The 294-nt window shown below is 51.0% G+C and carries 1 rRNA gene; it reads left to right on the forward strand.

Annotation, left to right across the window (positions count from 1 at the left end):
* Positions 1–205: 205 nt before the first annotated feature.
* Positions 206–294: ribosomal RNA gene (rrf, locus tag WFJ73_RS33260) — 5S ribosomal RNA — on the forward strand; the annotation flags it as partial.

Raw genomic sequence — 294 nt, forward strand, 5'->3', positions numbered from 1 at the left:
AGGTTCGGGGTGGAAGCACAGCAATGTGTGGAGCTGACGAATACTAATCGGTCGAGGGCTTATCCTAAACAACCCCCAAAAAGTGAAGTTAAGCGTTGCAGCTTATTCCGATTACTTTTCGGGGACCCCGCAAGAAACTTAAGGTATTCAAACTTTCGCATCCAGTTTTCAAGGCGCAAAATCTTGAATAAGCCAAGAGCTTACGTTTGGTGGCGATGGCGGAGGGGAACCACGCGTTCCCATACCGAACACGACCGTTAAGCCCTCCAGCGCCGATGGTACTTGGACCGCAGG

Source organism: Paenibacillus sp. MMO-58, assembly GCF_037146255.1.
Lineage (GTDB): Bacteria > Bacillota > Bacilli > Paenibacillales > Paenibacillaceae > Pristimantibacillus.